General features: G+C 42.3%; 19 protein-coding genes and 1 pseudogene. 7 read left to right on the top strand and 13 right to left on the bottom strand.

Translation table 11 applies throughout. From position 1 onward, the window contains the following. The first annotated feature begins 15 nt into the window (after positions 1-15). The gene (nrdB, locus tag B1L02_RS07950; RefSeq protein WP_088530602.1) at positions 16-1146 is read left to right on the top strand and encodes a class Ia ribonucleoside-diphosphate reductase subunit beta; all 1131 of its coding nucleotides are present in this window, start codon (positions 16-18) and stop codon (positions 1144-1146) included. Beyond that, complete coding sequence (yfaE, locus tag B1L02_RS07945; protein WP_088530601.1) at positions 1146-1418, top strand: class I ribonucleotide reductase maintenance protein YfaE; 273 nt, start codon at positions 1146-1148, stop codon at positions 1416-1418. The genes nrdB and yfaE overlap by 1 nt, the downstream gene beginning before the upstream one ends. Before the next feature lie 43 nt (positions 1419-1461). Here yfaE and B1L02_RS07940 read toward each other — a convergent pair whose 3' ends face one another. Beyond that, positions 1462-1986 carry a YaeQ family protein gene (locus tag B1L02_RS07940; RefSeq protein ID WP_088530600.1) on the bottom strand — a complete coding sequence of 175 codons (525 nt, stop codon included), beginning with the start codon at positions 1984-1986 and terminating at the stop codon, positions 1462-1464. Between the two features lie 174 nt (positions 1987-2160). Here B1L02_RS07940 and B1L02_RS07935 point away from each other — a divergent pair, with 174 nt between their 5' ends. Then, positions 2161-4587 carry a TonB-dependent receptor gene (locus B1L02_RS07935; RefSeq protein WP_088530599.1) on the top strand — a complete coding sequence of 809 codons (2427 nt, stop codon included), beginning with the start codon at positions 2161-2163 and terminating at the stop codon, positions 4585-4587. 68 nt (positions 4588-4655) lie between these two features. Here B1L02_RS07935 and B1L02_RS07930 read toward each other — a convergent pair whose 3' ends face one another. From B1L02_RS07930 to B1L02_RS07910, 5 genes are all read right to left on the bottom strand, one after another. Further along, positions 4656-6083 (bottom strand): M1 family aminopeptidase, encoded by a 1428-nt coding sequence (locus tag B1L02_RS07930; protein WP_088530598.1) that lies wholly within the window; start codon positions 6081-6083, stop codon positions 4656-4658. A 124-nt stretch (positions 6084-6207) separates the two neighbouring features. Then, on the bottom strand, positions 6208-6840 hold the full coding sequence (upp, locus tag B1L02_RS07925; protein WP_010604856.1) for a uracil phosphoribosyltransferase: 633 nt from the start codon (positions 6838-6840) through the stop codon (positions 6208-6210). Positions 6841-6852: 12 nt separating this feature from the next. Continuing rightward, positions 6853-7401: an NAD(P)H nitroreductase gene (locus tag B1L02_RS07920; protein WP_088532251.1), complete on the bottom strand. Its 549-nt coding sequence runs from the start codon at positions 7399-7401 to the stop codon at positions 6853-6855. Positions 7402-7585: 184 nt separating this feature from the next. Continuing rightward, on the bottom strand, positions 7586-8293 hold the full coding sequence (locus B1L02_RS07915; RefSeq protein ID WP_088530597.1) for a DoxX family protein: 708 nt from the start codon (positions 8291-8293) through the stop codon (positions 7586-7588). A 63-nt stretch (positions 8294-8356) separates the two neighbouring features. After that, on the bottom strand, positions 8357-10318 hold the full coding sequence (locus B1L02_RS07910; protein WP_088530596.1) for an FAD-dependent oxidoreductase: 1962 nt from the start codon (positions 10316-10318) through the stop codon (positions 8357-8359). A 212-nt stretch (positions 10319-10530) separates the two neighbouring features. Between B1L02_RS07910 and sppA the strand changes: the two genes are divergently transcribed. Next, entirely contained in the window at positions 10531-12411 is a 1881-nt protein-coding gene (sppA, locus tag B1L02_RS07905; RefSeq protein ID WP_088530595.1) for a signal peptide peptidase SppA, read from the top strand. 71 nt (positions 12412-12482) lie between these two features. Further along, positions 12483-13492: pseudogene (ansA, locus tag B1L02_RS07900) on the top strand (asparaginase). An 83-nt stretch (positions 13493-13575) separates the two neighbouring features. On the opposite strand, the gene gndA reads toward ansA, so the two are convergent. After that, positions 13576-14949: an NADP-dependent phosphogluconate dehydrogenase gene (gene gndA, locus B1L02_RS07895; protein WP_069019114.1), complete on the bottom strand. Its 1374-nt coding sequence runs from the start codon at positions 14947-14949 to the stop codon at positions 13576-13578. Between the two features lie 444 nt (positions 14950-15393). Between gndA and pyk the strand changes: the two genes are divergently transcribed. Continuing rightward, positions 15394-16827 carry a pyruvate kinase gene (gene pyk / locus B1L02_RS07890; RefSeq protein WP_088530594.1) on the top strand — a complete coding sequence of 478 codons (1434 nt, stop codon included), beginning with the start codon at positions 15394-15396 and terminating at the stop codon, positions 16825-16827. Between the two features lie 150 nt (positions 16828-16977). Here the strand turns inward: pyk and B1L02_RS07885 are convergent, their stop codons facing one another. From B1L02_RS07885 to B1L02_RS07860, 6 genes are all read right to left on the bottom strand, one after another. After that, positions 16978-17802 carry a LytR/AlgR family response regulator transcription factor gene (locus tag B1L02_RS07885; protein ID WP_088530593.1) on the bottom strand — a complete coding sequence of 275 codons (825 nt, stop codon included), beginning with the start codon at positions 17800-17802 and terminating at the stop codon, positions 16978-16980. Beyond that, positions 17802-18872, bottom strand: a complete 1071-nt coding sequence (locus B1L02_RS07880; protein ID WP_088530592.1) for a sensor histidine kinase — start codon at positions 18870-18872, stop codon at positions 17802-17804. Before B1L02_RS07880 ends, B1L02_RS07885 begins: the two co-directional genes overlap by 1 nt. A gap of 173 nt (positions 18873-19045) precedes the next feature. Beyond that, positions 19046-20602 carry a SulP family inorganic anion transporter gene (locus B1L02_RS07875; RefSeq protein WP_088530591.1) on the bottom strand — a complete coding sequence of 519 codons (1557 nt, stop codon included), beginning with the start codon at positions 20600-20602 and terminating at the stop codon, positions 19046-19048. 203 nt (positions 20603-20805) lie between these two features. After that, entirely contained in the window at positions 20806-21264 is a 459-nt protein-coding gene (locus tag B1L02_RS07870) for an Lrp/AsnC family transcriptional regulator (RefSeq protein ID WP_088530590.1), read from the bottom strand. A 110-nt stretch (positions 21265-21374) separates the two neighbouring features. Then, complete coding sequence (locus tag B1L02_RS07865) at positions 21375-22016, bottom strand: MBL fold metallo-hydrolase (RefSeq protein WP_088530589.1); 642 nt, start codon at positions 22014-22016, stop codon at positions 21375-21377. A 2-nt stretch (positions 22017-22018) separates the two neighbouring features. Then, a complete protein-coding gene (locus B1L02_RS07860; protein WP_088530588.1) occupies positions 22019-23809 on the bottom strand; it encodes a M14 family metallopeptidase in 1791 nt (596 codons plus the stop codon). Positions 23810-23932: 123 nt separating this feature from the next. On the opposite strand from B1L02_RS07860, the gene B1L02_RS07855 reads away from it, so the two are divergent. Next, positions 23933-24766 (top strand): SDR family oxidoreductase, encoded by an 834-nt coding sequence (locus tag B1L02_RS07855; protein WP_088530587.1) that lies wholly within the window; start codon positions 23933-23935, stop codon positions 24764-24766. The last annotated feature ends 31 nt before the right edge of the window (positions 24767-24797 follow it).

Raw genomic sequence — 24797 nt, 5'->3', positions numbered from 1 at the left:
TTGAGTAACACATTTATGGCATATTCTACGTTTAGCAGAAATCATAACGACCAGTTAAAAGAACCGATGTTTTTCGGACAAACTGTTAATGTATCTCGCTACGACCAGCAGAAGTTCCCTATTTTCGAAAAGCTAATTGAAAAGCAATTATCGTTTTTCTGGCGTCCAGAAGAAGTTGACGTAAGTAAGGATAGATTGGACTTTCAGGCACTTCCTGAGCACGAAAGACATATCTTTTTGAGCAACCTAAAATATCAAACATTGCTAGACAGTGTACAAGGTCGCTCTCCGAACGTTGCACTTTTGCCGATCGTCTCCATTCCTGAACTTGAAACTTGGATCGAAACTTGGGCGTTTAGTGAAACGATCCACAGTCGCTCTTACACTCACATTATTCGTAATGTGACGCAAAATCCTGAGTTAATCTTTGACGACATCGTGGGCAATGACAAAATTGTTGAACGTGCGGATGCGGTTACTAAGTATTACGATGAACTGATTGAAAAGGTAAGCCTTTATAATCAGTATGGTGAAGGCAAACATGAAATTAACGGCACAACGGTCGTCATAAACTTGTTTGAACTGAAAAAGCTCCTGTACCTTTGTATCATGTCGGTAAACATCTTAGAAGCGATCCGCTTCTACGTGAGTTTTGCCTGCTCGTTTGCTTTTGCTGAGCGTGAGCTTATGGAAGGTAATGCAAAGATCATCAAACTGATTGCTCGTGATGAGGCGCTTCATTTGTCTGGCACACAGCACATGCTAAATATCATGCAAGAAGGCAAAGACGACCCTGAAATGTCTATCGTGGCAGCACAATGCCGTGAAGAAGCAATTAAGATGTTTGTTGAAGCAGCTGAGCAAGAAAAAGAATGGGCTGAGTACCTGTTTAAAGACGGTTCAATGATTGGACTAAACAAAGATATTTTGTGTCAATACGTCGAGTACATCACAAATATTCGTATGGCAGCAGTTGGTTTACCAACGCAATTTGAGACCAAATCGAATCCTATTCCGTGGATCAATGCTTGGCTTGTTTCTGACAATGTTCAGGTTGCACCACAGGAAGCTGAGATCAGCTCATACCTTGTTGGACAAATTGATTCTGAAGTTGATGCCTCTGACTTTGGCGATTTCGACCTGTAATGGTTGAAAAGCCATCCTTCCTAATTCAGGTTGAGAATATTGAGGAGCCACTGGAATATTTGGCTTCTTCGTCTTCGATACTTGAAACCCTTGAAGCCGCAAATATTGAAGTCCCCTATCAATGCCGCGAAGGTTTTTGTGGCGCTTGCCGTGCGAAGCTCATCGAAGGACAAATACAGTACGCGAACGAGCCACTTGCTTTTGTGAGAGATGGGGAAATTTTATTGTGCTGTAGCAAGCCCAAAAGTCATATCAAAATAGAGCTACCTTAGTTAACAACTTGCTCTCTGGCAGCCGTTATCCTTTTCTACTGCGTTAAATCAGCTTGGTAATTTGAGTACGAATGTAGTGTTCACTATCAGTAACACTCATCGCCCCATTTTCAAAAATCACATCCCAATGTAGACTTCGCGTCAGCATTTCACACAATTCAACCACAAAGTCCGTGGGAATACTAAACACAGAGAAAGACCCAATAAACTGTAATTGCGCTCGACGCTCTTCAAACCATTGCTCACCGTCAGCACACAACACCACAACCTTAGCATAAAGCTTTTCGTACTTGAGTATCTCATCGACTTCTAAGGTACCTATAAACAAGGCGACTTCAACCTCTTTGTTGTCATCTTCAAGCCATACATCCGGCCAATACTTTTTCTCCGCCTTGCTCCACTTTGCGGGCTTTTCAAAAGACAGTGCGCAGATCCCAAGCAATTTCATCGCAAAATGCTCACTACTTTCTTTTGACAATATGGCAGTGGTAAATGCTTCTTCATGGTGGCTATGGTGAAATAAGTCAGCAACCTTAATCCTTGCCTTGAAAACAAATGGCTTGTTCATTACGTTGTGCTCACTTTGACTTGTTCCTTAACTATAGTTGTAATTCTAATTTCAACAATAACTAAGTTATAGTATAACGTTATTGATCCACTAAATTTGTAGTGTTATATTATCACTCTACTAGCCGAATAGGCTTACTCGTTCAATACATAATCTAACTCGTGGTAATAAAATATGTTTAAGCAGTCTCTTATCGCCAGCGCATTAATTTCAATAATCGGTGCAGCGCCAGCCTATGCTGCACAACTAACAGGTAAAGTTGTTGATGCAACCAATCAACCTCTCAGTAACGCCACTATCCATCTTCATGGCAAAAGTAAATCGGTAAAGTCAGATAAATTTGGCCAATTTACAATTGAACTTGATGCTGACTCGCAGCTTCATATCTCAAAACCAAACTACTTAGATCATCGTATTAATGTTACCGAAGAGCAAGGTTTCGTACGTGTTGAGCTAACACCAACGTCCGTTGAGAGCATAGTTGTTTATTCTTCTGCCCTGCACAAAAATAGTATGGAAATGACCTCTCCAGTGAGTGTATTAAGCGGTGATGAACTAAAAAACCGTGCAAAGCCCACACTGGGTGAAACACTAAAAGGCCAACCAGGGATCAATGCCAGTTATTTTGGTCCGGTAAGTTCAAGCCCTATTATCCGTGGTTTAGATGGTCCTCGAGTTAAAATCACACAAAATGGTTTAGATAGTAGCGATGCCTCGCGCGTTGGTCCGGATCACGCAAACACCAACGATTCTCTAGCCGCACAGCAAATTGAAGTGCTAAGAGGCCCAGCGACCCTACTATACGGCTCAGGTGCAATCGGTGGTGTGGTTAATGTCGTTGATAATCGTATTCCGACTGATGTGATCGAAAGCCTTCAAGGCGCTGCCGACTATAGCCATGATACCAACTCAAATACCAATACCTTTGCGGTGTTATTAGAATCTGGCTTTGACGGCTTCAACTTCCATTTCGATGGCGTTAAGCGTAAAGGTGATGACTATGAAACCCCTAACTTCGCGCTTCCACACGACGAACATGAAGGCGAAGATCATGCCCACGAAGCAGAAGAGCATGACGCAGAGTATGCCAACCGCGTCGATAACACCTTTATCGATTCTGAGCAATTTAATTTAGGTTCGAGTTATGTCGGTGATCATCTGACCGTTGGTTTCTCTTATGGGCGTGTTGATACCGACTATGGTATTCCAGCTCACTCACATATTGGCCATGATCATGAGCATGAGCATGGAGAGGAAGGTCATGACCACGAGGAAGAATCAGTATTTGCCCGAGTAAAGCAGGACCGTTGGCAAGGCCTTGTAAATTATGCAGTGCACAGTGATTGGCTTGAGTCTATTGGTCTACGCGTCGGTTACACCGATTATGAGCATGCTGAAATTGAAGACGGAAACATAGGCACAGTATTTGAAAATGACACAACCGAGTTACGCTTAACCGCAGAGCACCGCTTAGGTGAGTGGCACGGCACTGTTGGATATCATTTCTCCGACAGCGATTACGCTGCAAACGGTGCTGAAGCTTTCACGCCATCGACCAACACCAAAACGCACGCATTTTATATCCTAGAAGAACGCCGTTTTGGAGATTTTACGCTTGAGTTAGGGGCTCGTATCGAAGACTACCAGCTATCAAGCGAAGGTAATCAGCTAGAAGCATATGAAGAAGATCACTCGCATGACAGTGATCATGACCATGACCACGATCATGGTGGCAACTTAGATAATGGGTTTATTTCTTATGACCTTGAAATGACAAATCTAAGTCTGTCTATTGGTGGCGTGTACGATTTTGCTGAAGGCCAAAACGTTGCCGTTTCGCTGTCTCGCTCTGAGCGCGCACCATTAACCGCTGAATTGCTTTCAAATGGCATTCATATCGCAACCAGCACCTATGAACTAGGGCTTGGTTATGAGCTTGAAGGTGATCAATTACACTTCGAGCCGCAAGATATCAAACAAGAAACATCAAACAACTTAGACATCAGCTTTAGAAAGTTCTCAGGCGACTTTGGCTATACCGTTAATTTCTTCTACAACGACATCGAAAACTTCTACTATCAGGCATTAACAGACTATATCTTTAGTCCAGAGCACGGTTTAGAAGTGGCGGATCATGAACATGAAGGCGCCGTTCCAGTGTTTAAGTTTGAAAGTAGTGATGCCAAGCTATATGGTCTTGAGTTTGATGCCCATTACAAACTAAGTAACTTTGCGCGCGTCAAATTGTTTGGTGACTCGCTAACAGCGAAGTTAGATAACGACGAATATTTACCACGTATCCCGAGCAACAAGCTCGGTCTGGATTACGAGCACAGCTACAAGAATTTAACTGCTAACTTCACGGTGACGCATTACTTTGATCAAAATAATATTGCTAGCTACGAAAGTGAAACTAAGGGTTATACGTTAGTGGATATGTCATTCAATTATGACTTTGAGTTTATGGGCAGTGACATGGTTGGTTATGTTAACCTTGATAACCTAACAGATGAGCTAGGCTTTGTGCATAGCTCGTTTATTAAAGAGCAAGCCCCACTTCCAGGTCGTAACATTAAGCTTGGCATCAGAGGCTACTTTTAATACCGATTCCTTTCTTTTATAGAAGCCAAAAAGCTACCTATTATGGGTAGCTTTTTTATTTGGCTTGTTTATATTTTACTGCTTCTTATACTCAACATGATGAAGTGCTCAAAGTTGGTGGCGTGTAAAATATCAAGCGTGAACCTATGGCTATTCACCCAACGAGATAATATCCAATCAATGTTAGGGTCTTTTAAGTCACGCAGTGCAAGGATAAAGTCGCCTGTTGATGCTTCGCTTTTAACATGTGCTGCATAAAAAGTACGTAGTAAATGATTAAACCTTTCCTCTCCTAGCTCATGATGCAAGAGCGCAAAAAATAGCGCCCCTACCGAATAGGCATTAAGCCCCGCTTTTCCATATTCTTCAAACGTAGTCGTTAAATATTTTGGCTGTTTACCAAATTGTTTCTTTGCCCGTTTTAACACGTTTGTCATATGCGAGCTTAAAGACACCGTTTTATTAAACCGCGAATCAGTTAAATACTCTAAAAAGGTCGCCTTGCCTTCATTCCAGCGCGGTGAGTAACTTTCATTCGAACGTGGATCCCATAAATGACTAAGTTCATGATACAGGCGGGTTACCTCCACAAACCCTTCGCTGTCTTGGATAATTGCGGTAACGTCAGCTTGAGCACCAAACCCCTTCGGGATCTCTATAAAACTAAACTCACCAGTACTTTGACGTTGACCAAACCAGCTTTCATACAATGTTATGGTTTGCTTTGCTTTTTCTATATAGTCAGTTGCATATTTATTTCCCGGTAACGTAAATAGCTTAAAGCCATGCCCTTTTGTCACGGTATATGGTGCAACCATGAAGTCCATTCTCCATGAGGGTTTCTGATTTTTGTAAGAATACACCTTTCGGCCATGACTGGTTTCTATTACGCCCAATAAAATGCCACCATTTGCTACTACTAAGCCACTATCCACTTCGATGTCAGCAGTGTAGTTATACAACTTCTGCCAAAAGCGTGACGCGCGATTTACCCTATCATCAGGCACTGTGATGAGCGGATAAGCATATGCGTCCATACGAATAATAGAAAATAAAGGGGTGATGTCATCTTTAATGTAACCCATCCCAGTTTCCACATATCCCTTTATATGGCCAGAATAATTAACAGTAAAAGTTGTCTGTTGATCTGGTTGGAGCGCCTCAGATAACGATAATTTAATATAATTAGACTGAAATAGTGAGTCATCAATGTTACTTACTACTCGTTGTGTATAGTTGAGGGACTTACCCGCTTCCGAAGTGATACCGACTACACTAAGCAAGCGATAAAGTCTTAAAGGGATTACTCTAGTTGGTGTTGTTCCTTGATTTTTAACCGTTATCGTTGCGCTGCCAGATAGACTGCTTGTTTGTGTATGTATGTTGAGATTGAGATGATAGTTGGTAGCAAATGTTTCTATTTTTTCAATACTGGGGAGCTCGTTTGCTGAAGCAGAAATGCAGCTTAGCCACAAAAAAATACGTAGCAAATACATCGTCTATCCTTAATATTATTTTGTTGTTTTAACAAAAATAGAGCGGAAGGCGTGTTTTTACTACCATATTTTTTTGTATCATTGTTTTAGATCAAAAAACAAAATTTGTTAGTCACTAAATCTACTAAGTTCTCGTACCAAAGATTTTGTCACCGGCATCACCAAGTCCAGGGACTATATATCCTTTCTCATTTAAGTGGCTATCTAATGCTGCCGTGTAAATTTCGACATCAGGATGCGCTTCTTCCACCAGCTTTACTCCCTCAGGCGCTGCCACAAGTACAATCGCTCTGATCTCTTTTGAACCTGCTTTTTTGAGCATGTCGATAGTAGCAATCAGTGAGCCACCTGTCGCCAGCATTGGGTCAATAACTAATGCAAGTCTAGCATCGATATTGCCCACCAACTTCTCGAAATAAGGCACAGGTTCAAGTGTTTCTTCGTTGCGCTGTAAACCCACAACACTCACTTTAGCCGCAGGGATCAACTGCAGTATGCCATCTAGCATTCCCAAACCAGCTCTTAAGATTGGCACTAAGGTGATCTTTTTACCTGTCAGCCTTTTAACTGTTAACTCGTTACCGTCCCAAGCAGAAATAACCTGATCGCTCAACGTCAGATCTTTTGTTGCTTCGTAAGTGAGTAAGTTGCCAACTTCTGAAACAATTTCGCGAAAATTTTTGGTTGATATACCCTGCTCTCGCAAGAGTCCAAGTTTATGCTGAACTAATGGGTGATCAATTACATGTAATGCCATGGCTGCGTATCCTTATAAACTACTAAAGAAATCTTCTGGTATGTGTCTTATAGGCTTAGTGCACTGCACCGTAGGCGTGCCTAAATAAAGATAGCCAACGATTTCATCTTTTTCATCGAGACCAAGTTGCTTTTTCACTTCTGGACTCTGAGCAAAGTAGCCAGTTCGCCATACACCAGACAACCCCTGTGCAAAAGCCGCCTGCTGCATAGCAAATACACTACAGCCTGCACTTTGAATTTGCTCAATACGAGGCACTTTTGGATGCTCTTGATAAGGAGATACTGCGATGATTAACATTGGCGCGCGCTCTGGTAGCTGTCTCGCTCTATCTATTACTCGTTGCTCTTGCTGCTCTTTTACCGCCGCTTGATAGTAGATTTCACCTAGCTTTTCACGGCCTTTTTCTTCTACTGTAATAAATCTAAACGGTGTTAAACCACCATGATCTGGCACTTTTAGTGCTGCTTTTTTTATGATTTCTAACTGAGCAGGGTTAGGTCCAGGAAAAGACAAATTGCTATCTGACTGGCGTGTTAAAAGTAGTTCTATGGCGTCCATTAACTCATCCCGTGTTGTGCCTTCAAAATGACCGTGAATTATACCAATTTGACTTAATACTTGCCTCAATATAGACCACTTAATTAAGCAATTTGGTATTACGTGGCGGTAGTCTACCATCTCCCCTTAAATTCGACCACGCAACAACACGGGTTTCTGGATTGCCTCCTTGCAAAACCTCCTTTTATTCTGGAAGTAAATCGCGTTGTTTGCTATCAATAAGTAGCCTCAACCAATAGTCAACACTGACATAACGTCCACCACCGGTAAAAAATAGTGATAGTAGTAATACAAAGTAAGTTGCCGCAAATTCAATTCCATTGTTTAAAATAACAATATTCCCTTTTTCATAGAGATAATTTGGTCTGCCATTTTCTGCGACTATCTCTTTAATCGAATCTAAACGTTGCTTTGCTTCGAGGCTATTTTCTAAACTTACTTTAGCTTCTTCAAAGCCGAGCCAGTCTAATACTTTTGCGGCGCTAGTATCTGGATTTGTTGGCGTTATCGAAAACCAACCGTTATCCAAATGAACCGTCGTTGCAGCAACAAACATAGTAACCATAAGTGGAATAGACACCAAACGCGTAAGCAAGCCAAGCAAAATTAACCAGCCACCTAAAAACTCCGCCCAAGCGGCTAGAAAGGCAAGTAAGTCAGGAAAAGGTAAACCTAAGCCCCATTCACTATTGCCAAACCATGCGACAATATTGGGATCGGCGAGGAGGCGTTGTAAAAATGTTGCGTCCGGATTGGCCAAATTTAATTTATTGTAACCTGCAATGATCATAACTGGCGCAAGAATAAGGCGCATAAGTAATGGCGCGAGACCAGAAAAATGTTGAGATAAATTTTGTTGTTGCCGATACGGCTTTAGTAGGTTGGCAAGCATATGCGGTCCATAGTTGATGTTTGAATTATCAGTATAGACCGCAGATTGGGTTGGGTTATTTCATTAGATCTTTCTTGCTACCTGAAGGGCCTCTGCAATCGCTCTCTTAGCATCAATCGCAGCAGCCAGTTTGGCACCACCAATAACATGCTGATTGTCAGGTAATGCCTCTTTATCAAACAAGCTATCGTTAGAAACTTGCCCAATACAGGCAATGACCGTATCTACATCTAGCAGTTGTTCTTCACCTGCAACTCTTACAGTCAAACCTTGATTATCAAAGCTGATATATTCGCATTCTGCAATTTGCTGAACATTGTGATGTTTTGCAACGGCTCTGTGGATCCAGCCGGTGGTCTTACCTAAGTCTTTACCAAAACGTCCCTCAGAGCGTTTTAACATATAAATAGGCCTTTGCTCTTGTGATGGCTGCGCTTCACACTCTATTCCCCACTGTGATTTAAAATCAGGAATAGATTGTTCTCGCTGTTCAGTTAAAAACGCGACCATATCAAAACCAATACCACCAGCGCCTAAAATGGCAATTTTGTTGCCTAATTTCACTTCACCTTTAATAACTTCGTCATAGGCAAACACGCGTTTACCATCTGCGCATTCTATTTTCAACATACGTGGGCTTACACCCGTTGCGAATACCACATCATCAAACGCGCTTGCCATTGTTTCTTCATAAGGTGTGTCTAGACAAAGCTCTACACCCAAGCGATTTATTTCGCTGACATAGTATTTAAGTGTGTGCTGGAAGTCCTCTTTTCCTGGGATCCGCATCGCTAAATTAAACTGACCACCAAGCTCGCTTCCTTTATCGATAAGCTTAACTTGGTGGCCTTTTTTAGCGAGATAATAACTGACCGACAACCCAGCCGGTCCAGCCCCAACCACAAGTACTTGTTTTTTGGTTTTGGCTTTTTCAAGCGGATAATCTAGCTCAAATCCTGCTTGTGGGTTCACCAAACACGTAGCACGTTTGCCTTTAAAAACATGGTCTAAGCAGCCTTGGTTGCACCCAATACAAATATTAATTTGCTCTGTGCGTTGCGTTTGGTACTTATTAAAGAATTCAGGGTCCGCAAGTAATGGTCGTGCCATCGAAATAAGATCCGCATCTCCTTTTGCAAGTATGTCATTGGCAAGCTCAGGGGTATTGATACGGTTTACCGCCACCACGGGAATATCAACGGCTTGTTTCAAGCGGTTAGACGCTTCGCGGTAAGCGCCCGGTGGAACCATAGAAGCGATGGTCGGTACTCGCGCTTCGTGCCAACCAATACCGGTGTTAAGAATATCAACGCCTGCTGCGACCAAAGCTTTGGCTTGAAGCACCACTTCGTCGGGTGTTGATCCATTTGGGATTAAGTCCATGACCGAGAGACGAAAAACGATAATGAACTTATCACTCACCTTTGCTCTAACCGCTTTTACAACATCCGTTGCCAATCGCATTCTGTTTTCTAAGCTACCACCATACTCATCAGTGCGCTTATTGGTATGATTAGCCATAAACTCATTGATTAAATACCCTTCTGAGCCCATGATCTCCACGCCATCATACCCTGCTTTTTCGGCCAACTTAGCTGAATGAGCAAAGTCTTTAATCGTACCTTTTATGGCGCTTAAGCTCATTGCTTTTGGTTTATATGGATTAATCGGTGCTTTAATCGCACTGGGTGCGGTGTTGAATGGATGATAAGCATAGCGCCCAGCATGTAGTAACTGTAGACAAATTTTGCCGCCATGTTTATGTACCACGTCAGTGTATGCTTTGTGTTTAACCACGTCGTATAACGAGTTAAAAGATGAAGAAATGGGTGTCAGCTTACCGCGTAGGTTTGGACTGTAACCACCGGTTACGATCAGACCCACTCCGCCTTTTGCTCGTTCTTCATAAAATGCAGCGAGTCGCTTTCGGTTGTGCCATCCTTCTTCAAGCCCGGTATGCATTGATCCCATTACCAAGCGATTTCGCAAACTGGTATGTTTAAGTTGTAGTTCTTGTTCTAACATTTGCCGCCCCACAAAACTGGTCTTACCTGTGAACATTAACGTTTTTTTATTATTTGGCAAGTCTTAAGAAGAAAGAAATTAACGAATTTGGCAGCATTGGCGATATTTCAATCATGAAAATACTTCGTTACGTTTTTCTATTATTCATGAAACTCGCTCTGATATATGATAAACGTATAGAGTTGTATTGAAGTTAAGCATAAGGGATCATTTTGAAACTGATAGCGAATATTTTTAAAGGCATTTGGGCCACACTGAACTTTTCCAGGCGATTAATTCTAAATCTGCTGTTTTTATTCATTCTTATCGCCATAGTGATAAGCATTGTATCTGGTGAAGATCAGGTTAACATCGAAAACAAAAGCGTATTACGTTTAAACTTGAACGGCATCATAGTCGAGCAATTGACCTATGTTGACGCTGTTGAGGCGGCCATGAGTGATGCTTTCGCCGATTCAGAAGAGCCAAGTGAAATTTTATTAGATGATGTCATTGATGTTATTAATAAAGCGGCTCAAGACGACCGCGTTACCATGATGTATCTTGATTTACAACGTCTTCACAGCGCCCATCTCGACAAGTTACGAGATATCAAAGACGCGCTCGTGCAATTTAAAGCGACAGGCAAAAAAATCTATGCTCACGGCGCTTATTACACTCAAGCTCAATATTATCTCGCTTCAGTAGCCGATGAAATTTCTCTACATCCTTACGGTGGGGTTAACATCACCGGTTTTGGCATGTACCCGCTGTATTTCAAGGAAGCTCTTGATAAGCTTAAAGTTACCCAACACATATTCCGCGTTGGTACATACAAGTCAGCTGTTGAGCCTTATATTCGCAGCGATATGTCACCGGAAGCAAAAGAGTCAAATCTTGGGTGGATCACCCCTCTTTGGACACAATATAAAACAGAAGTAGCCGAAAACCGTGGTTTTGATGTGGCTAACTTTGATGAAACCTTCGCAGCGTTAACGGACAAAATGGAAGCCGCACAAGGCGATTCCGCCAAGTATGCTATCGATAACCAATGGGTCGATACGTTAACGACCAACCAAGCGTTTGCACAGAAGCTGATCGATGAAGTTGGTCTAGATGCAAAAGGAAAATCTTTTAAACAGGTCTCGTTCAATCAATATCTATCGACGTTGCCGCCTAAAGAGTTTGCAGAAAATCCATTTACCGAAAAAGTCGCAGTGGTTGTTGCTAAAGGTCAAATCTCTGATGGCAAGCGTAAAGCGGGAGCTATTGGTGGCGATTCAACAGCTGCACTACTTAAAAAGGCTCGCCTTAACGACAAAGTGAAAGCCGTTGTACTAAGAATTGACTCTGGCGGTGGTAGCATGTTTGCTTCTGAAACCATTCGCAACGAAGTCATCGCACTAAAAGCAGCTGGAAAGCCTGTAATAGCATCCATGGGTTCAGTTGCAGCTTCTGGTGGTTATTGGATTGCGGCATCAGCTAATGAAATTTGGGCATCGCCAAGCACGATCACGGGTTCTATTGGTGTATTTGGCATGATCATGACCTTTGAAAATGCAGCAAACTCATTGGGAATTTACTCTGATGGTATTGCGACCACCGAGTTAAAAGGTCAATCTCCGTTCAGAGGGATAGATGGTGGCTATAAAAACCTTATCCAAATGGGGGTTGAAGATGCCTACGATAAGTTTATCTCTATGGTTGCAGCCGAGAGAAACCTTGATAAGTCAGCGGTTAATGATGTTGCTCAAGGACGTGTGTGGCTGGCAACTCAAGCGCTTGACTTTGGCTTAGTTGATAAGTTAGGTAACAAGAACGACGCGATTGAAGCGGCTGCGGCGCTTGCTAATTTAGAGATGTATGACGTTATCACTATTGAGCAGACACTCACCGAACAAGAAAAACTAATGCAGCAATTATTTGGTGCATCTATGGTGCAAAGTGTCATTAGCGCTCTTGTACCTGAGCAATCGATATTCGCGAAAACCGCATTAAATGCCATGAACAGCGTTAACAATACAATAGCACTACAAACTCAAATGTTAGGTCAGCTTAACGATCCTAATCATGTCTATACGCTTTGTTTAGTATGTAACGTGTCACCTGAGTAAAATAGATTAAGCACTGCAATTGTGGTGCTGTAATTGTTATACTGAGCCCAGATTTTATTCTGGGCTTTTTTATGAAAAGAAAAAAAATATATATCGCCTATACCGGTGGTACCATTGGTATGAAGCAATCCAGTCGCGGTTACGTTCCAGTTGCAGGATACCTAACAGATACGGTGAAAAATAACGCTGAGTTTACTCGTGATGAAATGCCGCTTTTTGATATTCATGAATATTGCCCATTAATTGATTCGTCTGATATGTCGCCGCATCATTGGCAGCTTATCGCAGATGACATTCAATCCAAATATCACGACTACGATGGCTTTGTGGTGCTCCATGGCACAGATACTATGGCCTACACTGCCTCTGCGCTATCCTTCATGTTTGAGAACTTAACTAAACCTGTGATAGTGACCGGCTCTCAAATTCCATTGTCACAGCTACGCTCTGATGGTCAAGTGAATCTGCTAAACGCGATGTATTTGGCTGCTAACTACCCTATCGCCGAAGTGAGTTTGTTTTTCAACAATAAACTTTATCGCGGTAATAGAGCGATAAAAGCGCATGCTGACGGCTTTGATGCTTTCGCTTCTCCAAACCTTTCTCCGCTGGCACAAGCTGGGATCAATATTCAGTTGATCGAAGGAAAATTAAGCCCTACGTAGAGCAAAGTTTGCAGGTCACTAAGATTTCACCTCAACCTATCGCGGTAATGCATTTGTATCCAGGGATCTCAACTGAAATTCTTAAGAACCTAATGCGTGGGGAGATGAAAGCGCTGATCTTATTAAGCTTTGGTGTTGGCAACGCGCCACAAGACGAGCATTTTTTAACTGAGCTTAAAGCAATCAGTGATCGCGGAGTGGTGATTATCAACCTAACTCAATGTATTCAAGGAAAAGTGAATATGGGTGGCTACGCGACAGGAAATGCGTTATTAAACTGTGGTGTGATCAGTGGCTACGATATGACACTAGAAGCATGCTTAACAAAGCTACACTATTTATTTAGCCAGCAGCTTGAACTTGAAACGATCCGCCATTTGATGCAAGACAATCTGCGCGGTGAGCTAACTCGATAGCGGTAAGCTAAGTAGAGCGACAAAAAGCCGTGGTATCGTTACCACGGCTTTTAATCAGTTCAAAATGATCCGAACGTCGGTTATTATCTAACTTTTGCTTCGATATCGACAAGATCAGTAAGATGACAAGTTTCACCACTGTGTGTCTTTATACCGTGCTCACCAAAGTAATCACGCTGTGCTTGCACCAAGTGTCCATTGCTTGGCGTGCTCAGTGTTGCAATATAAGTTTGCGTCGCTGCAAGCACAGGGAAAGACAAACCGGTCGCCACAGCTTTACCTGTAATGCTACGTAGCGCAAGTGCTGGCTTCTCAAGTGAATCGATAAATTCAACACCTTCAGCGATATCGTCTAGGTAGTCAGCTCGGATGATACAACCCGCACGCCATGTTTGTAGTGTTTTGTTGAGATCAACTTTCCACTGGTGTGCACGCGAGGCGCCCTTAATCAATGCAAGACCTTGGCGGTAACATAGCAAGCTGGCAAAATAGAATGCGTCTTTTAATTCGTCTAAATCAACGTCAATTGTTTGCGTTGATTTATTCGCATACGTCATTTCTTTTGCAGCTGGCGTATCAATGGTATTGGTAAGATGGCGAGCTTGTACCGCAGCGACAAGTGAAGGTACGGCAATACCAAGCTCCAATGCGTTTTGCGCCGTCCAAAGACCTGTGCCTTTAGCCCCTACTTTATTGTCGATAAGGTCGACTAAAGACTCGCCTTGCTCTGTTTCTAGACTTAAAATGTGGCTAGAAATTGCAAGCAGATAACTATTTAATTTACCTTCAGACCAAGATTCAAAAATCTCTGCTACTTCTTTAGGAGAGCGACCGGTACCCAAACGAAGCAATTGATAAAGCTCCGCAATGAGCTGCATCAACGCATACTCAATACCGTTGTGCACCATTTTAACAAAGTGACCGCTGGCCGATTGCCCAACACGCGCGAAACATGATTCGTTGTTGTAGCTCGCAGCAACCTTTTCAAACCACGGTTCTATACGCTCCCAGCCACCTTCTGAACCACTTGCCATCATTGCAGGACCATGACGTGCACCTTCGGCACCGCCAGAGATCCCCATAGTGGCAAACTCAAATTTATTCTGATACTTCAATTTACGTGCAATACCATCTTTGTAATTACTGTTACCACAGTCAACGATGATATCGTCTTTCTCAACTCCAGCTTCAACCAAATCGCTACAAACTTTATCTACTAGTTCACCTGCTGGAACGAGTAATAAAATCGAGCGAGGAGTCTCTAATCTTCTGATCATATCACCGAGATCAGACACTATGTGTAAGCGCTCCGCCATACCTAACGACTGTGCGCAACTTAATAATTCCGCACCTACTTCGGGGTTCTTGTCATAAGCGACTAAGGTCATCCCCTTCTCAATTAGATTTAGCGCGAGGTTTTTACCCATCACACCCAAACCAACTAATGCAACCTGCATTTAGTTTCCTCCTCGGTAACATCAAAACTTTATGCGTTCGTGTATGTGCATTATACCTGAGCGACCATGATTGACCAGCGAGACACACAATTCACTGATATCATTATCAGTCTCCCAAATATGACAGCTAACACAATTCACTGTATAGCAATATAGTGACAGCAGCGCGAATTCACCAATTTTGTGATAAATCTCAAATAGCCCCCCTAAGCTGTAAGGTAAAATATTCGAGATTGACGGCCACTGACACCGGTGTCATAATGATGACATATAGATCATATAACTTAATTCGAGTGTTAAAAAGGGTTTTGCATAATTCTTTATGCTCTAATTAGTTAAATCGTGATTTTACAATGTGGCATGTGTAAAAAAACAGCAATTTTGATTTACTTTTAACACATTCATAAGTTTTTGCTTACCTTGATAAGCTAACAGGAGAATCTGATGCTTAGACGCACAAAAATCGTCGCAACACTGGGGCCAGCGACGGATAGAGATAACAACTTAGAAAAAATCATTCGTGCCGGAACCAACGTAGTCAGACTAAACTTTTCACACGGTGTAGCTCAAGATCACAAAAATAGAGCCGAAGCCGTTCGCGAAATTGCTAAACGTTTAGGCGTAAATGTAGCGATCCTTGCAGATTTACAGGGTCCTAAAATCCGCGTTTCAACCTTTAAAGAAGGCAAAGTGTTTTTAGAAGTGGGTGCAAAATTCACTCTAGACGCAAAAATGGAACCTGGCCAAGGTCATGTAGAAGCCGTGGGTATCGACTATAAAGAATTACCGAATGACGTAAAACAAGGTGATTTACTGTTATTGAATGATGGGCTTATTCAACTTGTTGTTGAAAAAGTTCAGGGTCACTTAGTTCAAACCAGTGTTAAAGTAGGCGGCGTATTGTCAAATAATAAAGGGATCAACCGTTTAGGCGGCGGATTAACTGCACCTGCATTTACTGACAAAGACAAAGAAGACTTGATCACTGCAACTGAAATTGGCGTGGACTATATTGCGGTTTCATTCCCTCGTAGTGGTGACGACATGCGTTACGTTAGAGGACTGGCAGAAAAAGCAGGCTCAAATGCTCAGTTACTTGCAAAAATCGAACGTGCAGAGGCGGTTGAAACCGTAGAGGCGATTGATGACATCGTACTGGCTTCTGATGCGGTGATGGTTGCCCGTGGTGATTTAGGTGTAGAAATTGGCGATGCAGCCCTTGTTGGCAAACAGAAACAAATTATCAGCCGTGCTCGCTCACTAAATCGTACTGTGATCACTGCCACCCAAATGATGGAGTCAATGATTGACAACCCAATGCCAACTCGAGCTGAAGTAATGGATGTTGCAAACGCAGTGCTTGATGGCACAGACGCGGTAATGCTTTCAGCAGAAACCGCTGCTGGTGATTATCCTGAGCAAACTGTGGCGGCAATGGCTCGTGTATGTTTAGGAGCAGAATCTCAACCACAGATACACATCTCTAAACACCGCTTAGACAGCCGTTTTGCTGATACCTGTGAAACTATCGCGCTGTCGGCAATGTACGCAGCAAACCATTTAGATTCAGTAAAAGCGATTGTTGCGCTAACTGAATCAGGTAATACCGCAAAATTGATGTCCCGTATCAGTTCTGGTTTGCCTATTTACGCACTGTCTCGCCATCAATCAACACTTGGACAGGCATCACTCTATCGTGGCGTTTATCCTGTGAGATTTGACTCGACACAATGCTCTGATGATTCAACTGTTCGCGAAGCGCTTGATACGCTAGTGACAGCAGGTTCATTAGAAAAAGGCGACACTGTGATCATCACACATGGTGATAAGATGGAAACCATCGGCGCCAGTAACACGCTGAAAATCGTCACAGTGTAAAAGCGTTGAACTAGGTAGCGTAGCTGCCTAGTTCATCTTTCCTTAGCATACTCTAAAGTGTACAAGCACATAAAATCCACTACGTCGCCGTAGGCCAAAAACGGTGCAATTCACTTTAGCTCGCGGTTGTACTCGCTTTATCTGCGTGTTTTAGCTTGCAAGCGCAGCTTTTACTTTGTCACGGTAACTACGGCTGACCTTAAGCTCTTGACCATTCGCAAGCACCAATAAATACTCACCACTGCTTTGAGTTACTAGTTTACTGATCTGCTTAGTATTAACGATTGCAGAACGATGTACGCGCACAAATAACGTCGGATCCAACTCTTGTTCTAGGTCTTTCATCGTTTTACGTAAAATATGAGTCTGACCATCGCTACAGTGTAAGCACATGTAGTCACCCGCTGCGTCAATCCACTGAATTGACGATGTAGAAACTCGGATGATTTCACCCTGCTCTTTTACCGCGAGAGACTCTGGAAACTTTTTATCCTCAATCGTGTCTCCTGTTGCAAGCTTTTTAAGGATTTCTTCACAGTTATTACCAGTGATCCCTGCAACAAAGCTGGCTAGCTTTTTCTTATGCGCATTATCTTGTTGTGTTTTTAAATAGCTTTGCACTTTCTCCACCGCCTGTTTTAATCTGTTGTCATCAACGGGTTTTAAGATGTAATCCAACGCATGTATCTCAAATGCTTTTACAGCATATTGATCGAACGCTGTTACAAATACGATAGCAGGCAATGGTTTAACACTTTCACTCAACGCTCTCGCCACTTCAAAACCATTCATGTTCGGCATTTGAATATCGAGAAAGACCAAATCTATGTCCTTAGATTTACATAGATCGATAGCTTGTTGACCACTGCCACACAATTCTACAACTTCGATTTCAGAAAAATCTCTTAACCTTACCGCTAGTCCCTTTCTCGCTAACGGCTCATCATCTACGATTAGTGTTCTAATTTTGCTCATTACTTCTTCGCCCTTTCATATGGAACGCGAATGTTTACCTTCAAACCAGATGGCTCATTGTCCGAGAGCACAAACGAATAGTTGTTTTCATACAAGGTTTTTAAACGGTCTTTGGTATTCGCTAAACCTACTCCCTGTGCACTTTTCAGTTGTCCATGTTCCAGCTCAGTGCCAGGACCATTGTCTCCTACTTCCAAGAGTAGTTCATTGGCAAACACCTGCGCTTTTATTTCAATTTTGCCGCCATGCTCCATATGGGCAATTGCGTATTTAATGCTATTTTCAATGAGTGGTTGTAAGATCAAGCTCGGTACTAACGCCTGTTCGGCTTCTTCTGTTACATCAAGCTCAATAGATAAGCGTTCATCAAAACGGACCTTTTCAATTTCTAAGTACAGCTTTAACGCATGTAATTCTTGCTCAAGCGGTACCTTTTTTATCGGATCTGTGTTTAATGTATGACGCAAGAAATCACTGAGCCTTGAGACCATTTGATTCGCATCTTTGTTTTCTTCAACCAATATAAGCGTCGAAATCGCATTAAGGGTATTGAACAGAAAATGCGGATTCAGTTGATAACGAAGCATTTTCAATTGCGCTTCATGAGCCATAGTATTGGCTTTTAATGCCTTTTGACGCTCGCTTTGCAACAACTGGTAATACTTAATACCAAAGTACAGGCCACTCCAACAGAGTATGATATAGACAGAGTCTAACCCCTGTTGTAGGTAATAAAACCACTCATCCGGTCGATAGCCGTGACGATATATTTCCCAATGATTAAACTTCTGAACGACCGCCCATAATGTTCCAGTAACATATGACGCCGTAAACACAACGAATATCAACACCAAAGGGGCTGCATTCCAAATTTTACGATAGAGGTATCGTAGCGGTACAGTCATCAAACAACCTGCATAGGCATTTAATGCGATGACAAACACATAAATGTCACGCATTTCAAAGACTTTTGAGCCAATATAGTTAACTAGCGCATAGCCCAGCCAACCGGCTATTTGTAATACCCAGAAAAATCTCTGCCTGTTATCAACCAGTGATTGCCACTTCAAAATGATTATACCTCTTCTATCTTAACTGGATTATATCTCAGCATGTCGTCTCTATTCACTGCTGGTGGTCTCAGTTTTTACACACCTTGCCGCAAATAAAAAAGGCACCTCAGTGCCTTTTTTCGAAATAAATTAACCAGTTAATTTATATTCATTTATTCAAACTATCGCTATTAAGCAAGTTTGTCAGACGCCACTTTATAAGTAGGATCTGCCTGGCCATCTAGCTCAACTAGATCTTTAGCCTTGCTCAGCAATACTTTACAGTCATGGCTTAAGTGACGAAGATGTAACGTTTTGCCTGCCTTTTTATAACGTTCAGCTAAAGCATCGATCGCTTCAATTGCACTGTGATCGGCAACACGGCTATGTTTAAACTCGACAATGATGTCATCTGGGTCGTTATTAACATCAAATAGCTCAGCAAAGTTTTTCACTGAACCAAAAAACAGTGGCCCGTGTAATTCGTACACTTTTGAGCCTTGCTCATCAATATAGTTATTAGTGTAAATATGTTTCGCGTGCTCCCACGCAAATACGAGTGCAGAAACAATAACACCAACACAAACCGCAATTGCCAAATCTGTAATTACGGTAACACCCGACACCAAGACAATTACAAAGGCATCTGATTTAGGGATCTTTCTAATTAATCTAAAACTTGACCATTCAAAAGTCCCTAATACAACCATAAACATTACACCAACTAAAGCCGCAAGCGGGATCATCTCAATAAGGCTTGCTGCAAATAGAATAAATACTAGTAGTAACAATGCCGCTGTGATACCTGACAAACGGCTACGCCCACCTGAATTAATATTAATCATTGATTGCCCAATCATTGCACAACCACCCATCGCACCAAACACACCACACGTGACATTAGCTGCGCCTTGTCCAATACATTCACGGTTGCTGTGACCACGTGTTTCGGTGATTTCGTCGATTAGCGTGAGCGTTAATAAGGATTCAATCAAGCCAATCGCTGCTAATATAAGCGCGTATGGGAAGATGATTTTAAATGTTTCAAATGTCCAAGGCACTTCTGGGATATGAAAAGCAGGAAAACCACCGGCAATTGTTGCATCTGCATTACCCGACATATCTTTAAGATAATCAAGTACATTACGAGCATCTAAATCTAAACCAATAACAATACCGGTTACCACTAAAATTGCCACAAGGCTAGAAGGTACAGCGGTTGTTAGCTTTGGTAAAAAGTGAATGATGGCCATAGTCAATGCCACCAAGCCAGCCATAATGTATAGTGCCTCGCCTTGCATCCACGTAAGATTACCCTGGTCATCAAGTACTTTGAATTGTCCAAGCTGGGCCAAGAAGATAACGATAGCCAAGCCATTAACAAAGCCTAACATCACTGGATGCGGTACCATACGTATAAACTTGCCGAGTTTAAATATACCCGCGAGTATTTGTAAGAAGCCCATGAGTAATACTGTTGCAAAGAGATACTCTACACCATGCTCAACAACAAGGCTCACCATTACAACGGCTAGCGCCCCCGTTGCACCGGAGATCATACCTGGCCTACCACCAAAGATTGAAGTCACAAGACCTACAATAAATGCTGCGTATAAACCGACTAACGGGTCCACTTGTGCAACAAAAGCGAAAGCCACAGCCTCAGGCACAAGTGCCAAAGCGACCGTAAGCCCAGACAGTACATCGTTTTTAGCAGAGCTAGGTGCTTTGCTGATAAGATTAAACATCAATATCCTCTGGTGTGAATTGACTATGAACACAAAGGCGGCGGATTTTAGCAAAAATCAACGCCTTTAACAAATAAGATACAAGCTTGTTCTGCGAACTCGTTTGCGATACATAGCTTAATAAAGTGGCTTGTATTGTAGTATAAAACAATGGTGAAAAGATGACGGGAAGCCCTACTCAACAAAGCAGGGCAACGATTGTATTAAAGAGGTAAGGAAGTGCTGCGCTTGACGCAAGTCATCGTAACATTCGAGTGAACTTCCTGTACGAACTCTAAATTTAGTAAGTTGTCACGAACAAATTGCTCATAGCCTTCAATCCCTTTCGAAATGATACGCAGCATAAAGTCCATGGTACCTGCCATAGAGTAGCACTCTGTCACTTCGTCATAGCTCAAAATCAGTTTTTCAAATTCAGCAAGATTATTACGGCCATGATTTGAGAGTCTAACATGCGCATAAACCAACATATCAAATCCGAGTTTTTTCTCATCCAGCAATGCAACTTTGCCTTTGATATAGCCGTCTTGCTCTAATTTAGCGATGCGACGCCAACAAGGTGACTGAGATAGTCCCACTTGATCAGCGATTTCAGCGGTAGAAAGACTTGCGTCTTGCTGTAACAATGCCAGTATTTGGCGATCTACTTGGTTTAATGACATATTTATTCTAGTTTAATTAGCACATCAGTCTTTTAACCGATGCTGATTGTTATTCCCTGAAGCATAGCAAATTAAAAAATCCACATCACCACTATGCCACTTCCACTATTTTAACCAAATCGGCCACTCATAAAAGGGTTTGTCGCCTTTTCGAAGCCAATTGAGGTATTTTCACCATGTCCCGAATGCACCACTACTTCATCAGGTAAAGTAAACAGCTTATCTTCAATAGACTGTTTAAGTTGAACAGCATCGCCTTTTGGAAAGTCGGTCCTACCAACAGAGCCTTTGAACAACACATCTCCCACTAAGACCTGCTTTGAGCTCGGTTCATAAAACACCACGTGCCCCGGAGTATGCCCTGGACAATGTCTGACTTCGAGTTCTAGGTTTCCCACTTTAACGTTATCACCATCATTTAGCCACTTAGTTGGTAAAAAAGCAGCATGATTAGGAAAACCAAACATTTGCGATTGCATTGGCAAGGCTTCCAACCAAAACTGGTCGCCCTGATGAGGCCCAATAATCTCGATGTTAAAATGTTTACTTAATGCTGTACTCGCCCCCACATGATCGAGGTGTGCATGGGTGAGCAAAATCATGCTTGGCACTATTCCCTGCGCATTCAACCGCGCAATAATTTTTTCCGGTTCACCACCTGGGTCTACAATTGCTGCAGCCTGTGTTTCTGGGCATACAATAACACGACAATTTTGCATAAACGGGGTAACTGGAATAGTGAACACTTGCATTGTTAATTCGCTCCAAACGACATCAAAATGGGATATTTAAGATACGCATTATCATAAAATGGAGTTCTTGCATAAAGCCACTCCATCCTCGCTTTTGGATCGTTTGCAAACTGCTTGTCTTCGCGTATTTTTTTATCAAAAGCCAATGCCATAGCTGGATTTTGTTTTAGCATTTTTCGCGCAAAAGGTTCAAGTGCATAATTTTCAACATATTCTGTACGTTGGAAAATAGTGTTGAAATCTCCCCAAGCAAAAAATGAGTCAGGTGCTTCTGGGTGCAATAAGTGAGTCACCAGCTCTCCAGATTTTTGCGCTGTTGCGACTTTATACCAGCCACTTAGGTCGACCTTGTCTGTTAACTCATTAATATCAAAAGTCGCATTCACTCTAAAGCGCCCTTCAAAAGGAGCAATATCGAACTTGTAGTCTTTTACTGATGCTTGGCTTACATTTTCTAGTACCGATCCGTCCGGTAGTTTAGAAACGACTATTCCGTGCAGCTTTAACTTCTCGACAACTTCTGGGTATGCCGGTGGAATGTAAAATTGCTCAGGTACATTAACCGTTGTTTTTGCTTCCTTCTGCCAATAAATTGGCAACTTATCATAGTCTTGTGGCTCGCCTAAATACTTGGCTTCCACATGTCCAGACAATGCGCTTTCAAACTGCTTGTATTTAATGCCTTTAAATTGAACGTAGTCAGGCTCTTTTGCATAGCTGCGTTCAACAACCAATTGTTTAGGTGTAAATTCAGCCTCTTTTTGAACGGCTTCTCGTAGTGCCTGAATATTGCTTGAAAGGCCACTGATAACACCATCCATAAAAACATAGGTGCCTAGCACACGCTGCTTATACGGTTTCAAAGAGTGATTTTCTACCAATATGGTCGGCAGCCCTTTTAAATCTCCCCAACCATTTGAAAATCGCGGCGTTGCCACCCAACCAGCTAGCCCTTTTTTAAAGTCTCGCTTATCCATCACAAACACGAGTGGACCTGGAATATGTCCTTGAGCGGCAAGCGCTGCGTTAATTTGTGGCGAAATCTGATTCTCTAATACCTCGGCTATCGCCGGAGACTCACTTGCAAAAGTGGGGTTAAAACCATAAGTGACATCGTATTGATAGTCAGCGCCATCCGTTACATGGACATCAATGTAGAGATCCGGATTGTATTCGTTAATCACCTGCATGACCGCCTTAACTCCCGGCGTGTCTAATTTAGTGTAATCACGATTGAGATTTAAGTTATTGGCATTGGTTCTAAAGCCCATAACGGTCGGTCCGCGTTGATTTATACGGTTAAACTCACTGCGCCTTTCATGCCCATCTACGTTTAGAATAGGAATAAAGAGTAAATTCACTTTCGTCAAAATATCACGACGCTTACCGGTTGCAATATCGCGCAGCATCATAAACATGGCATCTTTACCGTCAATTTCCCCGGCATGAATACCAGCTTGCACTAAAATGGTTGGCTTGCCATTGTTAATAACGTTTGACTTATCGCCGCCCTGCTCCGTCGCAACAATCATCTTAATTGCGCGATTACTATTGCTAAACCCAATAGTCTCCAGCTTAAATTGAGTCGGATTAGCGGCCACTAGACGATCAACAAATGCCATCGTGTCTGCATAATTAGGAGAATCTATCGCGCCGCTTAGTTCAAAGTCAGTCGTTAATGGGCCCTGTTGTTGTAATAGTTGTTCGCTTTTGCCCTGCCACTCCATCAAGGGTGGTAAATGACCATTCATACCAAGCATTGCAGTAAGCATAATAATGCTGGAACTCATCATATTTCTCTATTCCTCTGCTTTTATCTGCCAATTATATCAATATTTTAGATATCGGCTTACAATGTGCGGTGATTCAACAAAAATTTGCAGTTAATCGCAGATAACCATAACTTTAGGGATCAAATGAGCGTACAAAAATCAATTTTAATCACGGGTTGTTCTAGCGGGATTGGTTATTACTGCGCTGTGCAATTGTCAAAAGCAGGATATCAAGTTATTGCTTCAGTTAGAAATGCAGAAGACTTGAATAAATTTGAAGGCACAGACATCCAATGTATTTTGCTAGACTTGGCGTGCGAGCAAAGTATACATGAGGGATTTTCCCAAGCTTTGGCAATCGCAAATGGTCGGCTCGACGCGCTATTTAATAACGGTGCCTACGGTCAACCCGGTGCGGTAGAAGACTTATCTACAGACGTGTTACGGCAACAATTCGAAGTTAACTTTTTTGGCTGGCATACGCTCACCTGTCTTGCGGTTGAGCAAATGCGTAAGCAAGGCGCAGGCCGTATTATTCATAACTCATCCGTGCTTGGATTAGTCGCACTGCCATATCGTGGCGCCTATAATGCGAGCAAATTTGCACTTGAAGGACTTACCGACACCCTACGCATGGAGCTTTCGGGTAGCAATATTCAAGTTAGCCTAATAGAGCCAGGTCCAATCGTGTCTAAATTTAGAGAAAACGCGAAACGCGCCTTTTTGGCTAATATCGACCACCAAAATAGCGCACATCACAAAGCGTATCAGGCGCAGCTTAACCGCTTAGGTTCAGAAGAAGCTCCGCAAAAATTTACCTTAGGACCAGAAGCTGTTTATAAAGCGCTGCAACACGCACTGAATGCTACAACTGCAAAGCCGAGATATTACGTTACGTTTCCTACCTATTTGATGGGATATTTGAAACGAATATTGAGTAGCAAGATGCTGGATAAAGTCTTAATGAAAAACCGCTAACGGTTAGAATAAATATTGAATGTAAAACTAA

The organism is Pseudoalteromonas piscicida (assembly GCF_002208135.1).
Taxonomy (GTDB): Bacteria; Pseudomonadota; Gammaproteobacteria; order Enterobacterales; family Alteromonadaceae; genus Pseudoalteromonas; species Pseudoalteromonas piscicida_A.
The sequence above is the reverse complement of the archived record's forward strand: the minus strand, read 5'-3'. Positions and strand labels throughout refer to the sequence as shown.

What these genes read in the sequence shown, in the direction of transcription:
- B1L02_RS07920 (WP_088532251.1), bottom strand. Translation starts at nt 7,401, where the DNA reads ATGGACGCCATAGAACTACTTTTAACACGCCAGTCAGATAGCAATTTG.
- B1L02_RS07875 (WP_088530591.1), bottom strand. Translation starts at nt 20,602, where the DNA reads ATGTTTAATCTTATCAGCAAAGCACCTAGCTCTGCTAAAAACGATGTA.
- B1L02_RS07885 (WP_088530593.1), bottom strand. Translation starts at nt 17,802, where the DNA reads ATGAGCAAAATTAGAACACTAATCGTAGATGATGAGCCGTTAGCGAGA.
- B1L02_RS07940 (WP_088530600.1), bottom strand. Translation starts at nt 1,986, where the DNA reads ATGAACAAGCCATTTGTTTTCAAGGCAAGGATTAAGGTTGCTGACTTA.
- B1L02_RS07915 (WP_088530597.1), bottom strand. Translation starts at nt 8,293, where the DNA reads ATGCTTGCCAACCTACTAAAGCCGTATCGGCAACAACAAAATTTATCT.
- B1L02_RS07860 (WP_088530588.1), bottom strand. Translation starts at nt 23,809, where the DNA reads ATGATGAGTTCCAGCATTATTATGCTTACTGCAATGCTTGGTATGAAT.
- pyk (WP_088530594.1), top strand. Translation starts at nt 15,394, where the DNA reads ATGCTTAGACGCACAAAAATCGTCGCAACACTGGGGCCAGCGACGGAT.
- yfaE (WP_088530601.1), top strand. Translation starts at nt 1,146, where the DNA reads ATGGTTGAAAAGCCATCCTTCCTAATTCAGGTTGAGAATATTGAGGAG.
- B1L02_RS07870 (WP_088530590.1), bottom strand. Translation starts at nt 21,264, where the DNA reads ATGTCATTAAACCAAGTAGATCGCCAAATACTGGCATTGTTACAGCAA.
- B1L02_RS07910 (WP_088530596.1), bottom strand. Translation starts at nt 10,318, where the DNA reads ATGTTAGAACAAGAACTACAACTTAAACATACCAGTTTGCGAAATCGC.
- B1L02_RS07865 (WP_088530589.1), bottom strand. Translation starts at nt 22,016, where the DNA reads ATGCAAGTGTTCACTATTCCAGTTACCCCGTTTATGCAAAATTGTCGT.
- nrdB (WP_088530602.1), top strand. Translation starts at nt 16, where the DNA reads ATGGCATATTCTACGTTTAGCAGAAATCATAACGACCAGTTAAAAGAA.
- B1L02_RS07855 (WP_088530587.1), top strand. Translation starts at nt 23,933, where the DNA reads ATGAGCGTACAAAAATCAATTTTAATCACGGGTTGTTCTAGCGGGATT.
- upp (WP_010604856.1), bottom strand. Translation starts at nt 6,840, where the DNA reads ATGGCATTACATGTAATTGATCACCCATTAGTTCAGCATAAACTTGGA.
- B1L02_RS07930 (WP_088530598.1), bottom strand. Translation starts at nt 6,083, where the DNA reads ATGTATTTGCTACGTATTTTTTTGTGGCTAAGCTGCATTTCTGCTTCA.
- gndA (WP_069019114.1), bottom strand. Translation starts at nt 14,949, where the DNA reads ATGCAGGTTGCATTAGTTGGTTTGGGTGTGATGGGTAAAAACCTCGCG.
- B1L02_RS07935 (WP_088530599.1), top strand. Translation starts at nt 2,161, where the DNA reads ATGTTTAAGCAGTCTCTTATCGCCAGCGCATTAATTTCAATAATCGGT.